This window comes from Paenibacillus sp. VCA1 (genome assembly GCF_031583795.1).
In the GTDB taxonomy this organism is placed as follows: domain Bacteria; phylum Bacillota; class Bacilli; order Paenibacillales; family Paenibacillaceae; genus Paenibacillus_AQ; species Paenibacillus_AQ albilobatus.
In genome coordinates, this window is sequence record NZ_JAVLSX010000001.1 from 761203 (window position 1) to 784382 (window position 23180).

At 52.9% G+C, this 23180-nt stretch carries 19 protein-coding genes, 1 rRNA gene and 1 riboswitch; of the genes, 17 read left to right on the forward strand and 3 right to left on the reverse strand.

Annotated features, from left to right (window positions below):
• Nucleotides 1-68: 68 nt before the first annotated feature.
• Nucleotides 69-1127 carry an LCP family protein gene (locus RJP21_RS03295; RefSeq protein ID WP_310858084.1) on the reverse strand — a complete coding sequence of 353 codons (1059 nt, stop codon included), beginning with the start codon at nt 1125-1127 and terminating at the stop codon, nt 69-71.
• A 183-nt stretch (nt 1128-1310) separates the two neighbouring features.
• On the opposite strand from RJP21_RS03295, the gene bcp reads away from it, so the two are divergent.
• The 5 genes from bcp to RJP21_RS03320 all read left to right on the forward strand — a co-directional run bounded on the left by bcp (nt 1311) and on the right by RJP21_RS03320 (nt 6032).
• Nucleotides 1311-1772 (forward strand): thioredoxin-dependent thiol peroxidase, encoded by a 462-nt coding sequence (bcp, locus tag RJP21_RS03300; protein ID WP_310858085.1) that lies wholly within the window; start codon nt 1311-1313, stop codon nt 1770-1772.
• Between the two features lie 254 nt (nt 1773-2026).
• A complete protein-coding gene (locus RJP21_RS03305) occupies nt 2027-2494 on the forward strand; it encodes a MarR family winged helix-turn-helix transcriptional regulator (RefSeq protein WP_310858086.1) in 468 nt (155 codons plus the stop codon).
• Between the two features lie 29 nt (nt 2495-2523).
• Complete coding sequence (locus tag RJP21_RS03310; protein ID WP_310858087.1) at nt 2524-3798, forward strand: ABC transporter permease; 1275 nt, start codon at nt 2524-2526, stop codon at nt 3796-3798.
• Between the two features lie 262 nt (nt 3799-4060).
• Nucleotides 4061-4516, forward strand: coding sequence for a MarR family winged helix-turn-helix transcriptional regulator (locus tag RJP21_RS03315; RefSeq protein WP_310858088.1), 456 nt, complete (start codon nt 4061-4063; stop codon nt 4514-4516).
• Complete coding sequence (locus RJP21_RS03320; protein WP_310858089.1) at nt 4509-6032, forward strand: DHA2 family efflux MFS transporter permease subunit; 1524 nt, start codon at nt 4509-4511, stop codon at nt 6030-6032. Before RJP21_RS03315 ends, RJP21_RS03320 begins: the two co-directional genes overlap by 8 nt.
• Before the next feature lie 164 nt (nt 6033-6196).
• Here the strand turns inward: RJP21_RS03320 and RJP21_RS03325 are convergent, their stop codons facing one another.
• A complete protein-coding gene (locus RJP21_RS03325; RefSeq protein ID WP_160038612.1) occupies nt 6197-6853 on the reverse strand; it encodes a DedA family protein in 657 nt (218 codons plus the stop codon).
• Between the two features lie 127 nt (nt 6854-6980).
• On the opposite strand from RJP21_RS03325, the gene RJP21_RS03330 reads away from it, so the two are divergent.
• The 6 genes from RJP21_RS03330 to RJP21_RS03355 all read left to right on the forward strand — a co-directional run bounded on the left by RJP21_RS03330 (nt 6981) and on the right by RJP21_RS03355 (nt 15762).
• Entirely contained in the window at nt 6981-8231 is a 1251-nt protein-coding gene (locus RJP21_RS03330; protein WP_310858090.1) for a polysaccharide deacetylase family protein, read from the forward strand.
• A gap of 129 nt (nt 8232-8360) precedes the next feature.
• Nucleotides 8361-9350, forward strand: coding sequence for an AAA family ATPase (locus RJP21_RS03335; protein ID WP_397386161.1), 990 nt, complete (start codon nt 8361-8363; stop codon nt 9348-9350).
• A complete protein-coding gene (locus tag RJP21_RS03340; RefSeq protein ID WP_310858092.1) occupies nt 9347-10660 on the forward strand; it encodes a DUF58 domain-containing protein in 1314 nt (437 codons plus the stop codon). Before RJP21_RS03335 ends, RJP21_RS03340 begins: the two co-directional genes overlap by 4 nt.
• Nucleotides 10661-12865, forward strand: coding sequence for a transglutaminase TgpA family protein (locus RJP21_RS03345; protein ID WP_310858093.1), 2205 nt, complete (start codon nt 10661-10663; stop codon nt 12863-12865).
• 78 nt (nt 12866-12943) lie between these two features.
• On the forward strand, nt 12944-14482 hold the full coding sequence (gene guaA, locus RJP21_RS03350; RefSeq protein WP_160038604.1) for a glutamine-hydrolyzing GMP synthase: 1539 nt from the start codon (nt 12944-12946) through the stop codon (nt 14480-14482).
• A gap of 242 nt (nt 14483-14724) precedes the next feature.
• Nucleotides 14725-15762, forward strand: coding sequence for a YdcF family protein (locus RJP21_RS03355; RefSeq protein ID WP_310858094.1), 1038 nt, complete (start codon nt 14725-14727; stop codon nt 15760-15762).
• A gap of 176 nt (nt 15763-15938) precedes the next feature.
• Here the strand turns inward: RJP21_RS03355 and RJP21_RS03360 are convergent, their stop codons facing one another.
• Entirely contained in the window at nt 15939-16211 is a 273-nt protein-coding gene (locus tag RJP21_RS03360; RefSeq protein WP_310858095.1) for a hypothetical protein, read from the reverse strand.
• 214 nt (nt 16212-16425) lie between these two features.
• Between RJP21_RS03360 and RJP21_RS03365 the strand changes: the two genes are divergently transcribed.
• The 6 genes from RJP21_RS03365 to RJP21_RS03390 form a co-directional block, all read left to right on the forward strand.
• Nucleotides 16426-17529: an alanine racemase gene (locus RJP21_RS03365; RefSeq protein ID WP_310858096.1), complete on the forward strand. Its 1104-nt coding sequence runs from the start codon at nt 16426-16428 to the stop codon at nt 17527-17529.
• 17 nt (nt 17530-17546) lie between these two features.
• Complete coding sequence (locus tag RJP21_RS03370) at nt 17547-19151, forward strand: N-acyl-D-amino-acid deacylase family protein (protein WP_310858097.1); 1605 nt, start codon at nt 17547-17549, stop codon at nt 19149-19151.
• 74 nt (nt 19152-19225) lie between these two features.
• On the forward strand, nt 19226-19687 hold the full coding sequence (locus RJP21_RS03375) for a RidA family protein (RefSeq protein ID WP_310858098.1): 462 nt from the start codon (nt 19226-19228) through the stop codon (nt 19685-19687).
• Nucleotides 19688-19798: 111 nt separating this feature from the next.
• Nucleotides 19799-19900: riboswitch (purine riboswitch) on the forward strand.
• Between the two features lie 156 nt (nt 19901-20056).
• Nucleotides 20057-21427 (forward strand): NCS2 family permease, encoded by a 1371-nt coding sequence (locus RJP21_RS03380; RefSeq protein WP_310858099.1) that lies wholly within the window; start codon nt 20057-20059, stop codon nt 21425-21427.
• Nucleotides 21428-21592: 165 nt separating this feature from the next.
• Complete coding sequence (locus tag RJP21_RS03385; RefSeq protein ID WP_310858100.1) at nt 21593-22072, forward strand: peptide ABC transporter substrate-binding protein; 480 nt, start codon at nt 21593-21595, stop codon at nt 22070-22072.
• 780 nt (nt 22073-22852) lie between these two features.
• Nucleotides 22853-23180: ribosomal RNA gene (locus RJP21_RS03390) — 16S ribosomal RNA — on the forward strand; the annotation flags it as partial.

Genomic DNA, 23180 nt, shown 5'->3' on the forward strand with positions numbered 1-23180 from the left:
TTTCAACTTCCTTTCTTCATTCGGGACTTTTGCAAAATCCTCCATTAGAAAAAGCGGCGGGCAGCCGGTTAATCGCTGCTGCCCGTACTGCCGCTTTTGTCCTTCGGAGTGTCCTGCGTGCTTGTATTGTTCGTTTTCGACTCGGTTTGCCCGTCGCTTGAGACTTGAATCGGGGTCGGTTTATCGAAAATGCCTTTAATGTAGTCCTTCAGCGCCGATTCGCTGGATACGGTAAGCACGGCCGCTCCGCCGATGGTTCTTTCCTTCAGCAGCTTCATCGGAGGAATTTGCTCGCTGCCGGCCATTTGGCTTTTATAGCCGACCGTCGCCAGCTTCCACATGTCGTTGACGGACAGGTTGGTATCGATGTAAGGGCTGACTCCCTCCAAAATATCCGGAAGCTTCATGATGGAGGTGGTGGACTGCATTTTCTCGGCGACAGCTTTCAGGAACGCGCGCTGGCGCTCGGTCCGGGTGAAGTCCGAGGTCGCGTCGTGGCGGAAACGGACATACTGCAGCGCCGTTTTGCCGTCGAGATGCTGCATCCCTTTTTTCAGGTCGATGTCGTATTCGTGTTTGTCGGCGGCGCTCGGGTAATACATATCCTTTTCCACGTAAAAGTCGACGCCGCCTACCGCGTCCACCAGCTTGATAAAGCCTTGGAAATCGGTATAGACGTAATATTGGATCGGAATGCCGAGCAAATCGCCGACCGCTTTCATCGCGGTGTTCGGGCCGTGGGTGATCGCGGTGTTGATCCGATCTTTTCCGTGCTCCGGAATATCCGTGTAGGTATCGCGCAAAATAGAGAACAAATGAATCCGTTTTTTGACCGGGTCAAGGGAAGCGACCATCATGCTGTCCGACCTGGGAATCTCGCCTTCGGCGATGCCTCGCGCGTCGACGCCCATGAGAAGGATATTTACGGGCTCGGTGCCTTCCCATTTGGGAGGCTCGGGAACTTTCGTTTCCACGGGGGTGACGTTTTTAAAAGGGGAAGCTTCGCCGGTTTTTTGCAAACCCTGCAGACCATTGTAAATCGAAGTAAAATAATATGCCGCGTAGCCGATCACAGCTACCAGAATGATGGCTATAATCCACAATATCGCTTTCTTCCTTGAAGTCATTCCTTCTCTTCCTTTCAATTATCCTGAATAAAGGAGGCTTTAGCTGTACAATTCGACATTTGTAGGTTAAGGATTCATTTATTATAATTTTTTTTGACAATACAATCAATTTGGCATAAGTTTGCAAGATTCTGTATCCGAGCATGTCGGCATGGAATTCTTGTCGAAAGGAGTCGAACGAATATGGCGGAGCTGACGATCGGACAAGAGGTTCCTGATTTTACCCTTCCGGCATCCAGCGGCGAAGACGTAACGTTAAGCGGCTTTCGCGGACGAAAGGTCGTTTTGTATTTTTATCCGAAAGACATGACCGAAGCCTGCACGAAGGAGGCCTGCAGCTTCCGGGATTCGCACCCTATTTTGGAGGCTAAAGGCGCGGTGGTACTAGGTGTCAGTCCCGATCCGGTCAAATCCCACGGCAAGTTTACGGAGAAATACGGCCTGCCGTTTTTGCTGCTGTCCGACGAGGACCACCGGGTGAGCGAGATGTACGGCGTATGGCAGCTGAAAAAGATGTACGGCCGCGAATATATGGGCATCGTCCGTTCCACCTTCCTCATTGACGAAGAAGGGAAGCTGCTGAAGGAATGGCGCAATGTCAGAGTGAAAGGCCATACCGAGGACGTTCTGGCCGCTTTGGGCTGATCGCCCGAAAAATTCCAAAATCCCGGCTCCACAGCACCGTGTCCATGATCGGAGGGGCCGGGGTTTTTGCGCTTTCCGCCAAGTTCAAGGTGATGAGCTTCAAGAAACAATCCATGGCGTGAATTTAGAAAATTCGAATTAATTCACAGCTATTTTCCAATGAAAACAAATGTAAACACATCATTATCCATTTACAATTTAGAATGTTCGAAGTATAATAGAATTATTCCGATTAGGAAAGAGGAGCATTGCGTATGGATCAACAGCCTGAAATCACGGTGGATATGTTACTTGATGTATATAGCGAGCTGTCCCGAAAAATGACTGGCCAGCGCATTCGTGCCTTGATGGATCATTTGCGCAAGCATGAATTGTCCCTGAACCAGTTTTTTATTTTGAACATCATTGAACGGGGCGGCGCATGTCTGTCGAGCCATTTGGCCGGCCACTTGAAGCTGAAGGCGGCATCCATCACGTATTTGGTCGATTCGCTGGAGAAAAGGGGGCTGGTTGCCCGCATGGAGAATCCGAGCGATCTGCGAAGCCATTTCATCAGCTTGACCGATGAAGGACATGCCGTTTCCTCTTTTCCGTTCGAGCATGCCTTCGCATCCGACCTGTTCAAGAAGCTCAGCCAGGATGATCTCGAGGTCATGTACGTCATGATGCGGATTATGAATCGCAAGTTGGATGCGGAATCGAACGATACGCCCAACCCGTAAATTTTTATCAATAAAAGGGAAGTGTTATTTTGAAAAGGCTATTGAAGGTGAAAATCGCCTGGTTCCCGGTATGGTGCACCGCCTTCCTCATGCTTTGCATGCTTAGCATATATTTGCCCGTATTCGGCGGGCCGACGCAAAGATTAACGGATTTTCCGCTGATCGTGGTCAATGAGGATCAGGGGGCCGCCTCGGTGAACATGGGGCAACAGATCATGAACCATTTGATCGAGACGCAAGACGGCCATTCCTTTAAATGGACGATCGAGTCGAGCAAGGAAAAAGCCGTCGAAGAAATTAAAAACAACAAGGCATACGGGGCGCTTGTCATCCCGGCCGACTACTCCGCTTCGCTGGCGGGCGTGCAGAAATCGCTGATGACCGGACAAGCCGGCGGAAAACCTGCGCATATGGAAATTTTGATTAACGAAGCGGGCGGACAGCTTGCCTCGTCCGTCGCTACGAACGCACTGCAAACGGTGGCCTCTACCGTAAATACCGGCGTAAGCCAACAGATCAAGGCGGGCATGACGAAGCTTGGCCTGGAGGTGTCGCCGCAAGCGACATCGCTTCTGGACAACCCGGTTCAGGCGACAACCGTCAACGCTTTGGGTCTGACGGGAAAAATCAATAAGGGGATGACGCCATTCGTCGTCGTCATGATCTCATCGATCAGCGGCTTGCTCGGCGTCAACATGATCCACGGCTACGTGGGCAAAATCGCCGAAGGCATGAGAAGCAAAGGTCATCGGCTCAGCCGTGTCAAACAGCTGCTGACCGAATTTCTGCTCGGGGCCATCACGTCGGTGCTTGTGACCACGGTTATTATGATCTTCATATTCGGCGTATTCGGCAGCGTGCATACGGCAAGCCTTTGGCGGATTTATTTGTTCCTGTTGTTAAGTTCCCTCACGATGTCTTTCTTATTCAAAATGCTCAGCCTGTTCCTCGGCCAATGGGGAATGCTGGCGATGTTTCCGGTCAACATCATGGGGATTTTCGGCAGCGGCGGCGCGTTTCCCGTCACGACGCTGCCCGAATTCCACCGCGCGCTCAGTTCGTTTTTGCCGACGCGGTATATGGTGGACGGCTTCCGCGCTTTGTTTTATTACGGCGGCCACATGGAAGCCGGGCTCGGTACGGCGCTTAAATATATCGTGACTTACCTGATCATGTTCCTGTTCCTTTGCGGGGCCAAGGTCATTATGGCTCATAACAAAGACAAAAAAGGCGCTGCCGATCAGGAGAAGCATGAAAAGAACGCATCCAACGGGCGGGAAATGGGCGCTTTGGCCGCGGAATGATGTTTATGTCCGTTCATCAAGCCAGCCGGATCTTCGAACCGCTGTTTCAGCGGTTGCCCGAGACCGGCTTTTTTTGTATATAAAGAGTTTTTCGCCGGAAGAAGTCATGTCTAAACCGGAATAACATTTTTCAGGATTTTTTTGAAATTAACATGAAATACATATGTAAATTTATTCGTATATTTTTATTGACATGAAAACATGTTGGCATTAAACTAATTCGTATGCGAAATATTAGATCGATGAAACAGGGTGACGGTTGTTGAATTCGCAGGAACAAATTATCGAATTGCTGTACTCTTTTCGCCAAGTGAATCTCAGCTTCTATCAGATGTTCTGGAAGGACGCGGATATGCTTGGAACCACCTGGATTCAATATCTAGTGCTGCGAACGCTTCGGAAGCATCCGGATATCGGACTCACCGAGCTCGCGGATTTTATTCTTATTGGCAACAGCACGACCAGCGGCGTTGTCAACCGGCTCGTCAAGGCGGGCATGGTGGAACGCAAACGCTCCGAAGCGGACCGGAGGTCGATTACGCTGCGCATTACAGAGAAAGGGGATGAGCTGCGGGAACGGACGGAAGCCATTTGCAAAGACTATCTTGAACCTCTGCTACATATCCGGGAAGAGGACCGGTGCCACTTATTGCGGACGCATCGGCAGATTATCGACTTATTAACCGAAAAAGGGAGAGAGAGAAAGACATATGAATAGCAGCCAAGCTCAGTCATTTGAGCATATAAAGAAAGGGCCGATTATCGCCGCCTTGCTCATCGGCGCTTTCGTGGCGTTTTTGAACCAGACGCTCATGAACGTGGCCCTGCCTAAAATCATGGAAGACCTCGGAATTACCCAAGCCGCGACGGGACAATGGCTCACCACGGGTTACATGCTCGTCAACGGCGTGTTGATTCCGGTTACCGCCTTTTTGATCGCACGTTTCACGACCCGTCAGTTGTTTATATCGGCGATGACCCTGTTTTCGATCGGAACGCTGATTTGCGCCCTGGCTCCGTCATTCGGAGTACTTATGGTCGGGCGGCTGATCCAGGCCGGGGGAGCGGGCATTTTGATGCCGTTGATGACCGTCGTGTTCCTGAACATTTTCCCGATCGAAAAACGCGGTTCCGCGATGGGGATGATGGGGATCGCGATGATTCTCGCCCCGGCGATCGGACCGACGCTTTCCGGTTACCTCGTGGAGCATTATTCCTGGCGCGTCCTGTTTTACGTCATTCTTCCGTTTGCCGTGTTGGCCACGCTGATCGGCGTTTTCTTCCTGAAAAACGTAACCAGGGTTACCAAACCGAAATTCGATGCAGTGTCGGTTATTTTATCGACGATCGGTTTCGGCGGCCTGTTGTACGGCTTCAGCGACGCGGGCACGGACGGCTGGGGAAGCCAGCAGGTCATCTGGTCGCTTGCGGTCGGCACGGTGGCATTGATCGCGTTCGTATGGATGCAGCTCGTGTCCAAAAACCCGATGCTCGAATTCCGCATTTTCAAATACAACATGTTTACATTGACAACGCTCATTAACGTGATCGTCACGATGGCGATGTATGCCGGCATGATTCTGATGCCGCTGTTCCTGCAGAACATCCGCGGCTTTACGCCGCTGCAGTCCGGCCTGATGATGCTGCCGGGGGCGATCCTGATGGGGATCATGTCGCCGATTACCGGAGCGATTTTCGATAAAATCGGCGCAAGATGGCTTTCGGTCATCGGCCTGGCCATCACGACCTACATGACGTATGAATTCAGCCGTTTGAACGTAGAGACGACCTACGCGCATCTGATCACGATCTACACGATCCGCATGTTCGGCATGTCGCTGATGATGATGCCGATCCAAACGGCGGGTCTCAACCAACTGCCGCGCAGCCTGAACGCGCACGGTACGGCGATGTCCAACACGCTGCGGACCATTTCCGGTTCGATCGGTACGGCCATCCTCGTGACGGTCATGACTTCGCAAACGAAGCATTACGTGACCGAAGGGCTTAAAGCCGGCGTCGCCAAAGCGACCGATAAAGCCCAAATGGGGGCATTGACCGCCCAATCCATGGTCCACGGCATCAACGACGCGTTCGTGATTGCCACCTGGCTGAGCGCCGTCTCGCTGGTTTTGGCCTTCTTCATCAAAAAAACCAAGCCGCAGGACGAGAACATGAAATCGGAAAAAACGGAAACGCCAAACGTCGGCAAAACCGTCAACGCCAAAGGTTAATGGTAATGTAGTTTTTCTTGCAATATCAGGAAGCAACGGCTCTGTAGTTTATCCTTTCGGATATTATAAAAAAGGGGTATCCCTGAAGGTTTTCATACCTTTTTGGGATACCCTTTTATTTTTGTTATGGACGCCCCTGCGTTTCGTGGGGCACCTTCGTTTGCTTAGCGCGTTTTCGATACCGTCTTCGTCTTGTTTTTGCGGATCAACCGGTTCATCAATGCGGAAAGCGGCTTGCGGTACCGGAGAACAAGAAGGGCGATTACGATCAGGACGATGGCCGCCACGACCCAAATGGAATATTTTTCGACCATATGAAAGGCCAGGTTCCATTGAGGACCAAACAGCTTGCCCACGCTGATGAACAGCACCACCCAAAACAACGCCCCGCTGTACGCATACAAGGCGAATTTCCTGAAGGGAACGGCGATGATCCCGGCGAAATATCCGGTGAAATGGCGGACGCCCGGGATGAAATAGCCGATGAAAATCAAGCTTTGCCCGTACTTGTTGAACCATTTTTGCACATGATCGATTTTGCTTTCGGAGAGCAAGACCCATTTGCCGTACCGTTGAATGAAAGGAAGGCCGGCCTTAAGGCCGATGAAATACGTGATGGTCATGCCGATGGTCGTCCCGAGGAACGCGAGCACGAGCAGCCAGCCGAAATGCAATTTTCCCGCGTAAGATAGATAGCCGGCATAGGCCATCGTGGTCTCACCCGGAAAAGGAAGCGCGATAAACTCCAGAACCAGTCCCAAAAACAGAACAAGATAACCGTAATCCCCAAACAACAGCTGTATCCATTTCAGCAGTTCCAACATTCTCACTCCAAACCAGATCCAAAGATGTTCTTGCAAAAGACTGATCCGTAAAGTCTATTTTCGAACCTCCCACCATATAATCTACCAGAAAGCGGAATTCATAGAAATAGTGGAGGTTTTCCCAATGGTAAAACGATTCATGATGGCTTTGCTGCTACTAATGCTCTTTGCGTTTCCGTTCCGGTACGATCTGCTGCAACAGCCTTTCACCAAGGAGGCATCGGTCCATGCCGTGGCGCTGAGGGAGACGGCGCCGGCGTATGCATCCACAACTTCATCCCCGAAACCGAAAACGCCGACTTCAGCCGGAAAAACAGTCTTCCTTACGTTTGACGACGGACCTAGCGCATTAACCGGCAAAGTTCTCGATATTTTGAAAAAAAATAATATCCGCGCCACGTTTTTTGTGCTGGGCGAGCAGGTCAAACGGTATCCCGAGCTGCTGCAGCGCATATACGACGAGGGGCATGCCATAGGCAATCATTCCTATGATCATAATTATACCGAACTTTATAGCGGATTTCCTGCCTTCTGGAGCCAAATCAAACGGACCGAGGCGGAGGTCTACGGCATTACGGGCGTCCGGCCTCAATTGGTCAGGGCACCCGGCGGCACGGCCGGGCATTTCGATGATACCTATTTTCGCCTGATGAAGCTGGGCGGATACGTCGTGACCGACTGGAACGTGGACAGCGGCGATTCGAAGCGGCGGGGAGTGCCCGCGGCCGAAATCGTCAAGGGCGCCGAAACGCCGGTCAAATCGGACCGGGTCGTGCTGCTGATGCATGACGGCGGCGGCCATGACGAAAGCGTCAAGGCGCTGCCGCAAATCATCGCGTATTACAAAAACAAAGGTTATCAATTCGGCGTGTTGTCTCCGGATGAAGATCCCGTGCAGTTCAAAGTGAACGACAAGGCCAGAAAACTTCAGCGCGGCGCGCCAAGCGAGGCATGGGTGCAGTCCCATGTGGCCGGGAATAGCGCTTTGTTCGCCGGCGGCAAACCGCTGCGTCTGGAAGTCGGACCGATGGAAACGACATTAAATCCCGGGGAATACCTGTATGAGGACGGCCATTATCTCGTTCCGGCCCGGGCCGTAGCCGAAAGGCTTGGCGGAACCGCCGTTTGGGAGGCCAAAACGCAGACGGCGAAGGTGACGTTGTCGGCGGAATCGGTTACCGCGCTGCATTTCCAGATCCGCACCGGACTGCTGACGATTACCGAAGCCGGGAAAAACGTATCTTCCGTTTCGACCTCCGTTCGAATGATCAACGATGCCGTCTGGGTTCCGGTTCGCGATTTGTTCGCGAATGCCGGGTATAAACGCGTGACGGCTTCCGAAACCGGCGAGGAGCGTCGAATCAAAGTAATGTAAATGCCTGTTGAGGGCAGCGCCCTTTCACTGGATTTTTTGACAGGTCCCGATGTCTACTTCCTTTCCATTGTGGAAAAGCTATATTCATAGATTCCGTTAAGGGATTCACTCCACAATGAATCGGAGGTTTTGAAATTGTCTGCTTCTTCCTTGCCGAATCAAGATTTTGCTCCCGAACTGCTCGAAAGGGTCATTTACCGCGTCGGTTCCGTCATTGTCGGAAAAGAGGCCCAAATCCGGCTGACGCTGATGTCCATGCTTTGCGGTGGACATATTTTGCTTGAGGACATTCCCGGCGTGGGGAAAACGATGCTGGTCCGCACGCTGGCCGCCTGTCTCGGCGCGAGTTTCGGCCGAATCCAGTTCACTTACGACCTGATGCCGGCGGACGTGACCGGAACGTCGGTATACCGCCAGCAAAGCGGGACGTTCGAATTCCGTCCGGGCCCGATCATGAACAATCTGGTGCTGGCCGACGAACTGAACAGGGCTTCGCCGAGAACGCAGTCGGCGCTGCTCGAAGCGATGGAGGAACGCAAGGTTACGGTGGACGGCCATACGCATCCGCTGCCGCGCCCGTTTTTGCTGCTGGCGACCCAAAACCCGCTGCAGTTCGAAGGCACCTACCGCCTTCCCGAAGCGCAGCTCGACCGTTTTCTGATGCGGATTCAGCTTGGATATCCCGATCCGGACCAGGAGGTCGAGCTTTTGTCGCGCATGGCGGGGGCGGATCCGCTGGAGCGGATCAAACCGGTCATGCTGGCCGAGGAGATGGCAAACATGCAGCGCGAAGTCAAAAACGTGTTCGTGGACGATGCGATCAAGCTGATGCTGGTTCAGACGGCGGTCGCGTCAAGAAGCCATGCGAAGCTTCAGCTCGGCATCAGCCCGCGCGGAACTCTGGCATGGATGCAGGCTTCGCAGGCCGCCGCTTATATGGCCGGACGGTCCTACGTCATCCCGGACGACGTGAAGCTTGTGGCCGAGCCCGTGCTCGCGCACAGGCTCGTGCTCAGCCATGAGGCGCTGCTCGCCGGGACGCCAAGCGAGGATGTGGTCCGGGAGCTGTTATCGCGCCTGACGATCCCCGTGGCTCCCCGCAAAGGAGCGACATCATGAAGAGGCGGCTTAAAGAGTGGTTGGCGGGGGGTTGCGTGGTTGGTGCCCTGGGCGCGCTGCACCACTGGCACGGGGGGGCGTCGACGCTTTATTTGGTGCTCCTGGCGGTCTGGATCCTGTTCTCCGGCATGCTGCTGCAATGGCTTGGGCCGCGAAAGATCATCATCGAACGCCGCCTGTCCGATCCTGTCATTACGGCGGGTGAAACCGCAATGCTGCAGGTTGAGATCCGGTTTCGTTCCCTGCTTCCCGTTCCGTGGTTAGCCGTCGAGGACTATTACACGGGCGGCAGCAGCCGGCAGATTTTATTTCCGGGATTCCGGCGCCGGCTGGCATACAGCTGTGAGCTGCGCAGTCTGCCGCGCGGCGTGTATTCCTTCGATGCCTGCCTGCTGGAATGGGGCGGGCTCTTTGGCTGGTTTAAAGGGGAGCGGGCGCAAAAGGCGGAAGGGCGCCTGTTGGTGTTGCCCAAGCCGCTGCCTGCATTGGGTGCCGGATCGCCCTCTGCGGTTGCCGACGGGACGGCGCAGCCGGCTTTAACGGCGGAACGCAGGCAGGGGGTCAAAGGGCCCGAGGTCAGGCCGTATCTTCCGACCGATCCTTCGAGCCGGATTCATTGGAAGAGCTTTGCCAAACGCGGCAGCCTTCACTCCTTTTTGCCTGAGGAGGAACGCGACCCGTTTTGCATGATCGTCCTTGACCGCTCGTATGACGGCTATTCCCCGCCGGAGGGAACGGAAGAGCAGCGCCGGCAGCAGGCCAAGCCCGCTTTTGAACGCGCCGTATCGGCCGCCGCAGGCATGTTGACCGAGATGATGCGTTACGGGGCCGAAAGCAAGCTGATCTGCGGGTCGTCGAACCGGGGCATGGATGATGCCGCGAATTCCGCCGCATCCGCAAAGGATCGGCTCCCGGGTGAATGCGCGGGTTATTCCGCCATGCTGGCGGCACTAGCTCCGCTTGCTTTATCCGAAGGCCCGTCCGCTGCGTCGATGCTGGAGGAAAACCTGAAGCATGCGAAATCCGGCACGCGGGTTATCGTCATTACGGGCGGGTTGAACGAATCGTTGTCCGAGGCTGCGGCCCGGCTGCTTGCCCGCGGCGTGTTGGTCGACGTGTATTGCACGGCCTTGAATGCGGGGACCGGGGAGCTTGGCGGCAAGCGGGAGAAGCATGCAGGAACAAATTCGGCTTTTGCGGCTGCGATCCGTCTTTCCCGGATGGGAGCGGGCATCTATGCCGTCGATCCCTACAGGGTATCGAGGATGGGCCCGATTGGTCCGCTTCGTTCCGGAGAGGGGGCGGTGTAGATGGACAACGGGAAAGATCCGTTATGGTTCCGGCTGGGGATCTCGGCGCTCCTGATGGGCCTGTTCCTCGAATGGCTTATGCCGCTGCAGCCGCTCGATGTGCTGTCCGTCAGCCGCGAATGGTTCGGGGTTATGTATGTGTTCACCGGGGCGCTTTTGCTGCTTGGCGCTTTTTGCCTCCGGCTGCCGCTGTTGGGGCCCCTTTATCTATTTTGTACGCTCGCATTTTGGGCGGTCGTCATCGCCAGAAGCGGGGAGCCCTTCGATCCGGTGTCGTCCCTTTCGCTGCTGCGTCAAGACGTGGAGCTGCTGGCATCGACCGGCAGTTTTGGGGCGCTGAGCCAGGACGCGCGCATGCTGGTGCTCATGATCGGCTGGGCGCTGCTTGTTTATTCGGTTCAATCGCTGGCGCTGCTGCGCAGCAGCGTCCTGCTGTTCGCCGGCGCTACGCTGCTTTACCTTTTTTGCCTCGAGACGCTGCTTAGCCTGTCCGTCTATGGCGATATCATCAAGACCAGCGCGCTTGTGCTTTTGCTGCAGGGTATGGTCCATCTCTCCAGGCTCCGGGAAAGCGGGCCCGTTTTCCGTATTCCGAAGCCGGAGTACGGCAGGTGGGGCCTGTCGCTTGCCGCTGTCGTTCTTTTCGTCGTGGCCGTAAGCTGGTTGGCCGGAAGCTTGGCGCAGCCGAAGGCTGCGGCAGCGTTCTCGCTGCAGCAAGCCGCGGATCGTCTGGCCAACTGGGTAAAAACCGGATACGGGGCCGGGGAAGCGGCGGCTGTCACGGGCTACAATTTATCCGGCGAAGAAGAAGAGATGGGGCTTCCGCTGCAGCAAAGCAGCCGGGTCTATTTCACGGCCCAAACCCCGTTCCCGACGTATTGGCGGGGCGAAACCTTCAGCGAATATAATGGAAGGAAATGGTCGGAAGTCCAGTCGGACGTCAAAACCGGTTATGCCCCCGGCACGATCCCGGAACAAACGGACAAGCTTGCTCCGGAACAACGGACGATTACGCAAAAGATTACGTTCGAACAGCCGCTTCGCCAAAGCTTCCCGCTGTTCGGCGGTGGCCGCGTCGCGGAAATCGTCGACATGCAGCTGTCTCCGGACGGGGCCGCTTTGCCTGCCGCAATCGAAAGAAACGTCGATGCAGGCACCGTCAGAGTGATGCTTGACGGGGGGCAGCCGCAAATCGAAGGTTATACCGTGAAGGTCGCGGTTCCGGATCCGAACCCGGAACGGCTGAAGCAAGAGTCGGGAGCGGATCCGCTCCATGTGCGGGAACGTTATTTGCAGCTTCCCGAGGAGCTTCCGCAGCGGGTGAAGGATTTGGCCGCCGAAATTACGAAGGGCGCCGGGAACCGCTACGACCGGGTTTACGCCGTACTAATTTACTTGAAGGAGCATGAGAGCTACTCGCTCGACACCAAAGTACCTCCAGCGGGCAAGGACTTCGTCGATGATTTCCTGTTCGCGACCCATGCCGGGTATTGCAACCATTTTTCTACCGCAATGGCCGTGCTTTTGCGCAGCGAAGGCATCCCCGCGCGGTACGTGAAAGGTTTTGCTCCGGGAAAACAGGAGGCGGGTAAAAGCGGGACGTACCTGATTACCGAAGGCGACGCGCATGCCTGGGTGGAAGTCTATTTTCCGGAATCCGGCTGGATTCCGTTTGATCCGACTCCCGGCATCGCCCTGACGGGCGGTTCCACCAAGCCGGCTTCGTCCTTTCATGCGGCTGCCACAGGCGGCGATTTTCTGAAAAACGTGGCGGGATACGCCCTTTTAGGCTTCCGTTTGACGCTTCAGCTCGTGTTGGAGCATAAGCTTGCTTTTGCCATCGGAACGGTTTTGACGGGCGCTCTTGCGCTAGCGATCCTTGGGCTGCTTCCTTGGCTCGGGCTCTTGCCTTTATGGCTTCAGCTGTACGTCACCCGCCGGCATTTTCCCGGTCGCAACGAGCTTCTAAAGAGCGCGAACCCGGTCTGGAAAGCTCTAACTCGCCGTTTTGGCGCCGCTCCGGCCGGATGCACGGCACGGGAATATATCCGGTCCCTCCCGGTTGAAAAAGAAGAAATACGCAAAATGCTGTACGATTTTGCCGCCGATTGGGAAATGATAGCTTATGACGAAGGTCCGATGAAACGGAGCAGATGCGTCGCCTTTTTACGCCGCTGTTTCCGGATCTCCAAAAAAGTGGCATAAGCTTGACGCCCCGGCTTCCTTGACGGTATGAATTGTCGTTGCGTATAATTAATTTCAACAATTGAGGGAGGCACGTTAATGAATAAACCAAATGAAATCATCGTTGTTTTGGACTTCGGTGGACAATACAATCAACTCATTGCACGACGCATTCGCGATCTGGGGGTATACAGCGAACTGCTGCCTTACAATACGCCGATCGAAAAAATACGCGAGCTTTCTCCGAAAGGAATCGTATTTTCCGGCGGACCGATGAGCGTATATGCGGAGGACGCACCCCATGTGGATCCGGCGATTTATGACCTGGGCGTGCCGATCTTCGGCATTTGCTACGGCATGCAGCTGATGGCCCACCAGTTGAACGGCAAAGTGGAACGCGCGGCCAAGCGCGAATACGGCAAAGCGGATCTGGAATTTAATCCGGGCACGACTTTGATCAAAGGTCTGGATGCTAAACAAACCGTTTGGATGAGCCACGGGGACCATGTCGTCGAGCTGCCTGAAGGCTTCAAGCTGGATGCTGGCACGGAATCGGCGCCGATTGCGGCCATGACCAACCTGGACAAGCAGCTTTACGCGGTTCAGTTCCATCCGGAAGTACGCCACTCCGTGAACGGCAACGAAATGATCCGCAACTTCCTGTACGAAGTGTGCCATTGCGAGGGCAACTGGAGCATGGAAACCTTCATCGAAGACGCGGTGCGCGATATCCGCGAACAGGTCGGCGACCGTAAAGTGCTGTGCGCGCTCAGCGGCGGCGTGGATTCTTCCGTCGTGGCCATGCTCGTCCACAAAGCGATCGGCGATCAGCTGACCTGCATGTTCATCGATCACGGCTTGCTGCGCAAAGGCGAGGCTGAAAGCGTCATGGAAACCTTTGTCGGCAAATTCGATATGAAGGTCGTCAAAATCGACGCCCGCGACCGTTTCCTCGGCAAATTGGCCGGCGTAGACGATCCGGAGAAAAAACGTAAAATCATCGGCAACGAGTTCATTTACGTCTTCGACGAAGAATCCGCGAAATTCGACGACTTCGATTTCCTTGCTCAAGGCACGTTGTACACGGATATCGTCGAAAGCGGCACGGCAACGGCGCAAACGATCAAATCGCACCACAATGTCGGCGGCTTGCCTGAAGACATGAAGTTCAAGCTGATCGAACCGCTGAAAACCTTGTTCAAGGACGAAGTGCGCAAAGTCGGCTTGGAATGCGGCCTGCCGGAAGCCATCGTATGGCGCCAGCCGTTCCCGGGTCCTGGACTTGCCATCCGTGTCCTCGGCGAAGTGACCGAAGAAAAGCTTACGATCGTGCGCGATTCCGACTACATTTTGCGCGAAGAAATCGCCAAAGCCGGGCTGGACCGCGAAATTTGGCAGTACTTCACGGCATTGCCGAACATGAAGAGCGTTGGAGTCATGGGCGATGCGCGTACGTACTCCTACACCGTCGGCATCCGCGCCGTGACGTCCATCGACGGCATGACCGCCGACTGGGCGCGCATTCCTTGGGACGTGCTCGAGAAAATCTCGGTGCGCATCGTGAACGAGGTGGAGAACGTCAACCGCGTCGTGTACGACATTACCTCCAAGCCGCCAGCAACGATCGAATGGGAGTAGGAATGGTAAATGCATGTTAGATGCTAGTCTTCCTTTTACGAGTAAGGGGGATGGCATTACGGTGCAGCAGTTTGTTTACCTGCGAGCGATCATCTGAAACAACAACTCTCTTTTATCTGCTTTTTTGGCAAATAAAAGGGAGTTTTTTTATCGTTCAGGTTTATTCGTTTTTTTCGCTCTGAAAGGGTTAAGATATATTTTACATATTAAAATAAATTTATAAAAATTGAGGTTTAATTTACATGCTTGCAGCCCTTGGACTTATTTCTCTTGCGTTATTCATTGTGTTCCTGGCCTTTTATTTGACGGATCCGAGACGAATTTTAAACGGTTTTTTGTTTAACGTGTTTTTTTGTTCGCTTCTTCTTTTTTGCGGTTATTTAGGGTATCAGTCGAATCTCTTGATTTTCGGGATCTTTGCCTTCGTTGCACTCGTTTTCGTATTTATGATCTCTTCGTTCGGTTTATTGGCTTTAAGTATCGGACTTTTTTTAAACGCAAAAATTTTGCTGAAAAAAGAAGGCCGGAAATTTTCCAACTGCCTGACGCTGATCTTAGGGATTGCCCTTCTCGTGTTGTCGTTGATCCAAATCATCAACCCGGAGCGTTTTCTGTCCATTCACTTTAAACCTTTATACGCCGGAGTGACCCTCATTGTGGTGTATTTCTTTTTGCACCTAACCAATTTTTTGACCGCGTATTTGCTGTATCAATTTAACAGACCTAAATATAATCAGGATTTTATTATCGTTCTTGGCAGTGGATTGATTAACGACAAGGTACCGCCGCTTTTGGCCAGCAGAATTCAAAAAGCCATTGAGTTTTACCGGAAGCAAGCGGCGGCGGCTTTTCCGCCAACGATCATTTTTTCAGGCGGAAAAGGCTCGGATGAGAACATTTCAGAGGCGGAAGCGATGCAAAAATTTGCGCTGGAGCGCGGAATTCCTTTGGAGCACACCATAACGGAAACCGAATCCGTAAATACATACCAGAATATGCTTTTTTCGAAACGAATCATGGAGTCGTTAAAGGGACGCGAATATAACAGCATTTTTACGACGAACAATTTCCACCTGTTCAGAGCCAGCCTGTACGCGAAAAAGGTCGGTTTGAAGAGTCAGGGAATCGGTTCGAAAACGACGTTCTATTACTGGCCCAATGCCATGATTCGCGAATACATAGCCATCGTCGTCATGCAGCGGAAACGTCATACCCTTGTGGTGGGGAGCATTTTCGGGGGTTCGCTCCTCGTCACTCTTATTTACTTGTTCATTGGATAATCGGTTAGAAGTCATTCATCGTTAACGGCGAATGGCTTTTTCTTTTTGGCGTTTCTGCCGCACGAGGCTTTACATGACAAGGCTCCCTCAAGGCAGCTGGACTTATGTTTGTCCTGCCTGCCTTAAGGGAGCGCATCACTGAGGCATGCGGCCGGTCTGTTTTTATCGCCCGCCGGTTACTCGCCGTCTCCGCGTTCGTTTTGCTCGTCCGTCATCAAGTCCTCGGCCGGATAATCGCGGCCCGAACCTTCGTGGAGCTGGAGGTTTTCGTAGCCGTAGGGGCGAGGTCCGTTTTGGCCTTTTCCCCACGGGGCGCTTTTGCCGATCGATTCCGCCTCCAGGCTTGAACCGTACGGCCCTTCCGGAAACTCCTCGGCGATCAGGTCGTTACGTTGGGACTCGACGTTGGAAAAGTCGCTGTATTCCGGTTCGGAACGGTGTGGGCTCATGATTCGACACCTGCCTTTCTGAAGGAGTTTCAGGAGTAATGTCCCCGCTGCGCCAGGTTCCTATCCTCTTTCTTCTTGCAAAAATCTGCGGGAATCCATCCGATTTTGTTGATTTTTATTATTTCATTCCTTCCTGCGTTGTGTTTATCCTATATAATGGGTTTATGAGGATTTTTCAAAATAACGATGCACGCGAGAGGGGAGAAGTAAAGGCATGCTTACCAAGGAATCGCTGGAAACGCCCTGTATCCTGATCGACGAACATGTCTTGCAGCGGAACATCGAGCGCATGGCTGACATCGCTGCCCAGAACGGGGTTAAGCTCCGTCCGCATATCAAGACCCACAAAATTCCCGAGTTTGCCTTAAACCAGCTTGCCCACGGAGCCTCCGGCATTACGGCGGCCAAAGTGAGCGAAGCGGAGATCATGGCCGAACACGGGATCGACGACATTTTTCTCGCCTATCCGGTCGTGTCGCCTTCCAAAATCCGGCGGATCATCGCGCTGGCCGAAAAAATTCGCGTCATCGTCGGCGTCGAAAGCGCCGAAGGCGCAAGTCGCCTTTCCAAGGAAGCCGCCCAAGCCGGAATGACCTTGCCGGTCAGGCTTGAAATTGACACGGGGCTGGCTCGCACGGGAGTGCGTCCGGACAAAGCGGTGGAGCTGGCCAAGCGGATTGCCGCATTGCCGGGACTGGACCTGAGCGGCATTTTTACGTTTAAAGGCGCCGTGTTTGAAGGGGCAGGGACGCTGGACCTCGAAGCTGCAGGGCAGGAAGAAGGACGCATCATGGTCGAAACGGCCGAAAAGCTGCGCGCTGCCGGCATCGCCATCCGCGACGTCAGCGTCGGGTCGACGCCAACCGCTCCTTTTGCTGCCACCGTGGAAGGCGTTACCGAAATTCGGCCGGGCACTTATATTTTTTACGACCGGATGCTTGCCGTGATGGGTGCCTGCACGAAAGAGGATTGGGCCGCGAAAGTGCTTGTTACGGTTGTAAGCGTTCCCTCCGAGGACCGGCTCGTCGTTGACGGGGGCAGCAAAACCTTCGCGACCGATGTCCAGCCGGGGCAGCATCCGCTTCATTTGAAAGGTTTTGGCGAAATCGTCGGCCATCCGGACGCCGTGTTCGAAAAGATGAACGAAGAGCATGGCATGATCCGCACCCAGGGGCCACACGGTTTGAATGTCGGAGACTTCCTCGAAATCGTTCCGAATCATATTTGTCCGACGATCAATCTGCATAATGAAGTGTACGTATGCAAGGATGGCGCGATTCGCGCCGTACCGGTATTGGCAAGAGGCAAACTGGCTTAAGAAAGCGGGGAGACAAGATGCTCGATATCGTCATTGAAAACGGAAGAATCGTGGACGGCAGCGGCAATCCGTGGTATTTTGGACAGATTGGCATCAAGGACGGGAACATTACGCATGTCGGCAGAGCCGATGCCGAAGCTTTGGAGCGGATCGACGCCCAGGGACAGGTGGTCGCCCCGGGTTTCATCGACGGGCACTGCCATTCCGACCTGCTCGTACTCGATCAGCCTGACGGCGAATTCAAAATGCAGCAGGGCGTGACGACGGAAGTCGTCGGCAACTGCGGCTTGGCGCCCGCGCCATATGTAAAAGACAGAGCCGCCGAACTGAAAAGCTACATCGAACCCGTCATCGGGCGTACCGATTGGCCGTGGCCATGGGAAAGCATCGAGGAATACCTGCAGCATCTGGCGAAATCTCCCGCGTCGGAAAACGTCTCGACCTATGTAGCGCATGGCGCTCTACGGATTTCAGTCATGGGTTTCGAGAACCGCCCGGCCACCAAGGACGAGCTCGACCGGATGAAACAGCTGCTTGAAAACGGCCTGAAAGCAGGAGCGATCGGACTGTCCATCGGTTTGCTTTATGCTCCGGGAAGCTACACGCCAAAAGAAGAGCTGGCCGAGTTATGCAGGGTCGTTGCCGCTTACGGCGGTTTGTTTTCCACTCATATCCGCGGCGAAGGCAATAACCTGCTGGCATCCGTCCGGGAAGTGATCTGGATTGCGGAGCAAAGCGGCGTTTCGCTCCACATCAGCCATCTGAAAGCGGCTGGCCGGATCAATTGGGGTCAAACCGGTGCGGCGATGGCGCTGATCGACGAGGCGAGAAGCCGGGGGATGGACGTCACCTGCGACGTGTATCCATATTCCGCGGGCTCTACCACGCTCACGACGGTGCTCCCTCCATGGGTGTTGGAAGGCGGAATCGAGGCTACACTGGGGCGGATCGCCGACCCGTCCGTTCGGGCCAAAATCAAACAGGAGCTGCGGGAAGAGCAGACCACCTGGGATAATCTCGTGTGCTCGACCGGCTGGCAGAGCGTTTTCGTATCCTCCGTGCCGTCGGCGGCGGGCAAGCTGCTCGAAGGGAAGCATATGATGGAGATCGCCGAGCTGTGGGGCATGGATCCGGAGGATGCCGCATTGGAGCTTTTGCTCAGGGAAAACGGACAGGTATCCATCGTATATTTCCATATGTCCGAGGATGATGTGCGGGAGGTCATTCGCTACGACTATTCGCTGGTGGCGTCGGACAGCCTGGGCTGCGTCACCGGCAAACCGCATCCCCGTTCCTACGGCACCTTCCCGAGACTGTTCGCGGAGTATGTCCGTCAGAACAAAATACTTACACTGGAACAGGCCGTACGCAAAGTGACTTCGTTCCCGGCCCAGCGGTTTAAACTTGGCAAAAGAGGGCTGCTCGTTCCGGGGTATGCCGCGGACATCGTCATTTTTGATCCGGATAAAATAGCCGACACCGCCACTTACCAGGACCCGATCCGGCATCCCGAAGGGATTTCCGCTGTGCTCGTCAACGGCCGCAAAACGATGGACCAACGGCGCCACACGCATGAACGCCCCGGCGTATTTATCCCCGTGCAGCACTGCTGCAGGCATTGATTCGGGATATGATATGGTTATGGACGATATTTGTTGGATATTGAACATGCTAAATTTTAAAGGAGATGACCATCATGGCAAAAATCGAAAAAATTCTTGAAGAAAAAGGGATCGTCCTTGAAAAGGTGCCGACTCCGGTCGCGGAATACGTACCGGCCAAAACCGTCAGCAATCTCGTCTACACTTCCGGCAATGACTGCCGCGTCAACGGCAAGCTGAAATATACGGGCAAAGTGGGCAGCGACCTGACCGTCGAACAGGGGTATGATGCCGCTCGCCAAGTTATGATCAACCTGATTTCCGTGCTGAAGGAGCATTTGGGCGATTTGGACCGGGTGAAGCAGGTCGTCAAGATGCTAGCTTTCGTCAATTCCGCCGACGGTTTCGTCGAGCAGCCGTATGTCATTAACGGAGCGTCCGAGCTTTTGGTCGAAGTGTTCGGGGAAAAAGGCAAACATGCCCGTTCCGCGATTTCCGCGAATGAGCTGCCTTTTAATACGCCGGTAGAAATCGAATTGATCGTCGAGATCGAATAAATTTAATAAAATTTGTTAATTCCGAACGATAATTAGTTTGAACTGCTGTAATATTCGTTTTTTTATATTGACAATTTTCGCGCGTCTCCCTAGAATAAATGGTGTAAGAAACGACAATACATCATCATTTTTCGTATAATCCCGGGAATTGGCCCGGGAGTCTCTACGAGATCACCGTAATGATCTGGCGCTACGAAAAAAGAAGAGACGCGGATAACATGCCTGCGCTTGGCAAACCTTATTTTTAAGGCTGTTTGTCAGGACATGCATTCCGGCGTTTTCTTCCTTTTGCATAATGCCTGCGGATCCATGACGGTCTGCGGGCTTTTTTGTCGTCCTGACACATTTTCTAAGGGGGATTCTGTAAAAATGGAGCGTTTCTTTAAGTTAAAGGAACACGGAACCAACGTAAGAACAGAGATCATTGCCGGCCTCACCACCTTTATGGCCATGGCGTACATCCTTTTCGTCAACGGTCTGTTTTTGGGCGAAGGCGGAGCCGGCATCCCGAATGAGGGAGTCTTTTTCGCAACGGCGGTAGGCGCGGGACTTGTTACGATCGTGATGGGTTTGTTCGTCAACATTCCGATCGCCTTGGCGCCGGGCATGGGGCTAAACGCTTATTTCATGACGGTAGTCCTCAGCTCGAACGGGGCGATTACATGGCAGGCCGCTCTTGGAGCCGTATTTATTTCGGGTATTGTATTCATCATTTTGACCGTGACCAAAGTTCGGCAAATGCTGATGACGGCCGTGCCGCAAAACCTGAAAAGCGCGATTACCGTCGGGATCGGTTTGTTTATCGCCATTGTCGGCTTCAAACTGAGCAATTTGATCTCCATTTCGGTTAATGCGGGCACGGATGCCACCAAACCGGTTGGCGGTGCGAACTTCAATCTGATGCTTAGCGATTTCTTTACGCATAAAGACGCTCTTCTTGCTTTGATCGGGCTTCTGTTCATCGCTGTTCTGATGGTACTGCGCGTAAAAGGGGCGCTGCTCATCGGAATCGTGGTTACGACGTTGATCGGCATTCCGATGGGTGTAACGGACCTGAGCGGTTTGGCGCACGCGAATTGGATTCCTTCCTTTACGAACCTGGCCGTCGGCCAGTTGGATCTTAAAGGCGCTCTTCATATCGGTTTATTTGATATCGTATTTATCTTCACGTTTGTCGAATTGTTTGATACGTTCGGAACGTTGGTGGGAACGGCCACTCGCGCCGGACTGATGAAAAACAAGGAAAAAGGCGAAAAAACGATCGGAAAAGCGATGCTGGTCGACGCTGTCGGCGTCAGCGCAGGCGCTGTTTTGGGCACAAGTACGGTTACGGCTTTCGTGGAAAGCACCGCAGGCGTAGAAGCGGGCGGGCGTACGGGCCTGACGGCCGTAACGACCGGTGTGCTGTTCATTTTGTCCTTGTTTATCGCTCCGCTTGCCCTGGTGGTACCGTCGGCGGCAACGGCGCCGGCATTGATCGTCGTAGGCGTGCTCATGATGAGCCAGGTCCGCAACATCGAATGGGACGACTTCTTCGAAGCATTCCCTGCGTTCCTGACCATCATCCTGATGCCTTTCACGGGCGGGATCGCCAACGGTATTTCGGCAGGGATTTTGTCCTACGTCATTTTGGCGGTCTTCGCCAACGTCGTTATGAAGCGCAAAGCGAAAATCCATTGGTTGATGTGGGTGCTTGCGGTTATCGTTATTATCCGCTTTGTGTTCTTGGGGACGGAATAAAACATATATAATAGAAGAAAAAGGGTCGCTTTCCTTTGTGTGGAGAGCGCCTTTTTGTTTTGCGTAGGTTTATCTGAGAGAGCGCTGTTTCCTATCCTCCTTCGTATGATGGCTGGAAACATTTATAGGATGTATTCCGTCTAATGAAGCAAGGGAGGGATGAAAATGAGGGTTAAAAAGCTGTTTCTCGGGTTGGTCTTACTTTGCGCGTTAACAACTGCATGTTCAAACGCCAATCCCTCAAAAGATATGGGGGAATTGTATAGTTTAGCACTAGATGCATACATGCCGATTGATGAAGGCTTAAATGGAGGTATGAAGTATATTGCAATAGACATGAGCAATTTGAATGATATTGATGAAACAGACAAGAAACAAATTCTAAAGTATTTTGAGAAATACAATGTTGATGTAATGGAAGCGACTTATGAGCAACTTAAAGAGAAGGGATTATATGACCCTAAAACCATGGTGCTTAATGGCGTATTGTTGCGTGTCGAAAAGACTGAAATTTCAAACAATAAAATGGTTATCGAAGGATCCAAATATAGAGCTGGTGATGGAGCAATTGGAACGAAAGTGATTATTGAATACAAAAACGGGAAATGGCAAGTTTCAAAAGCAGACGGCACTTGGATTAGTTAAATATAGTTAACGGGGATGTGAGCACTAAAGAAGCATTGGGGCGTTTTTTCTCTAAGGATAGCAATGTGTTTATTTAAAAGTACCTGTTCTGATCCAAAAAGAAATACTGGGGATCGCAAGTATGTCTTAAATGATTGAAGCTCGTGAGTTCGCTCTTGCTGATCTTGATACAGGGCAAGCATAATCGGGTAAATACAGTACTTTAAATTTTTTCGAAAAAAGTGTTGCATTATATTTCTCTACGTGGTATATTCTAATTCTGGCCAAGAAAACATGATGTTGCGAACTACGAAATGTGAGTGAACAACGTTCATGAATTCGAAGCAAGCAGTGCTTCAAAAAAAGTTTTAATAAAGGCTTGCATAAAACAGTCGGACATGTTATAATATAAAAGTTGTCGCTGATAAGAACTTCGACGATGACGAATGATGTTTGATCTTTGAAAACTGAACAACGAGTGAGATTAGACCTTGCTTGCAAGGTCGACAGCGAAGCAAATCGGTTCGAGTCTTTTGACTGAATGATTTGCGGAGCGATGAGGTTTCGGCAACGAAACCGAAACGCGAGATTGTCGGGTTCATGACAACCGTCTGAATCGATAATCGAGCAAACTTGAGAATTATTTCTCGTCAGATTCAAAATGAGCTAAGAGCTCTTTCGAAGATATGGATTGAAAATGATCGACTCAGCCGAGTTTGACCCATTTTCAATCGTCGGTCGAACGAAGTTCGACCTTTCGATGAATCATCCGTCGCTGCAAAGCCGACGAATGATTCATCTTTCTTGGAGAGTTTGATCCTGGCTCAGGACGAACGCTGGCGGCGTGCCTAATACATGCAAGTCGGGCGGACCTTGGCGATCTTCGGATCGCTCTTGGTTAGCGGCGGACGGGTGAGTAACACGTAGGCAACCTGCCTGCAAGACTGGGATAACTACCGGAAACGGTAGCTAATACCGGATAATTTATCGCTTCGCATGGAACGGTAATGAAAGACGGAGCAATCTGTCACTTGCAGATGGGCCTGCGGCGCATTAGCTAGTTGGTGAGGTAACGGCTCACCAAGGCGACGATGCGTAGCCGACCTGAGAGGGTGAACGGCCACACTGG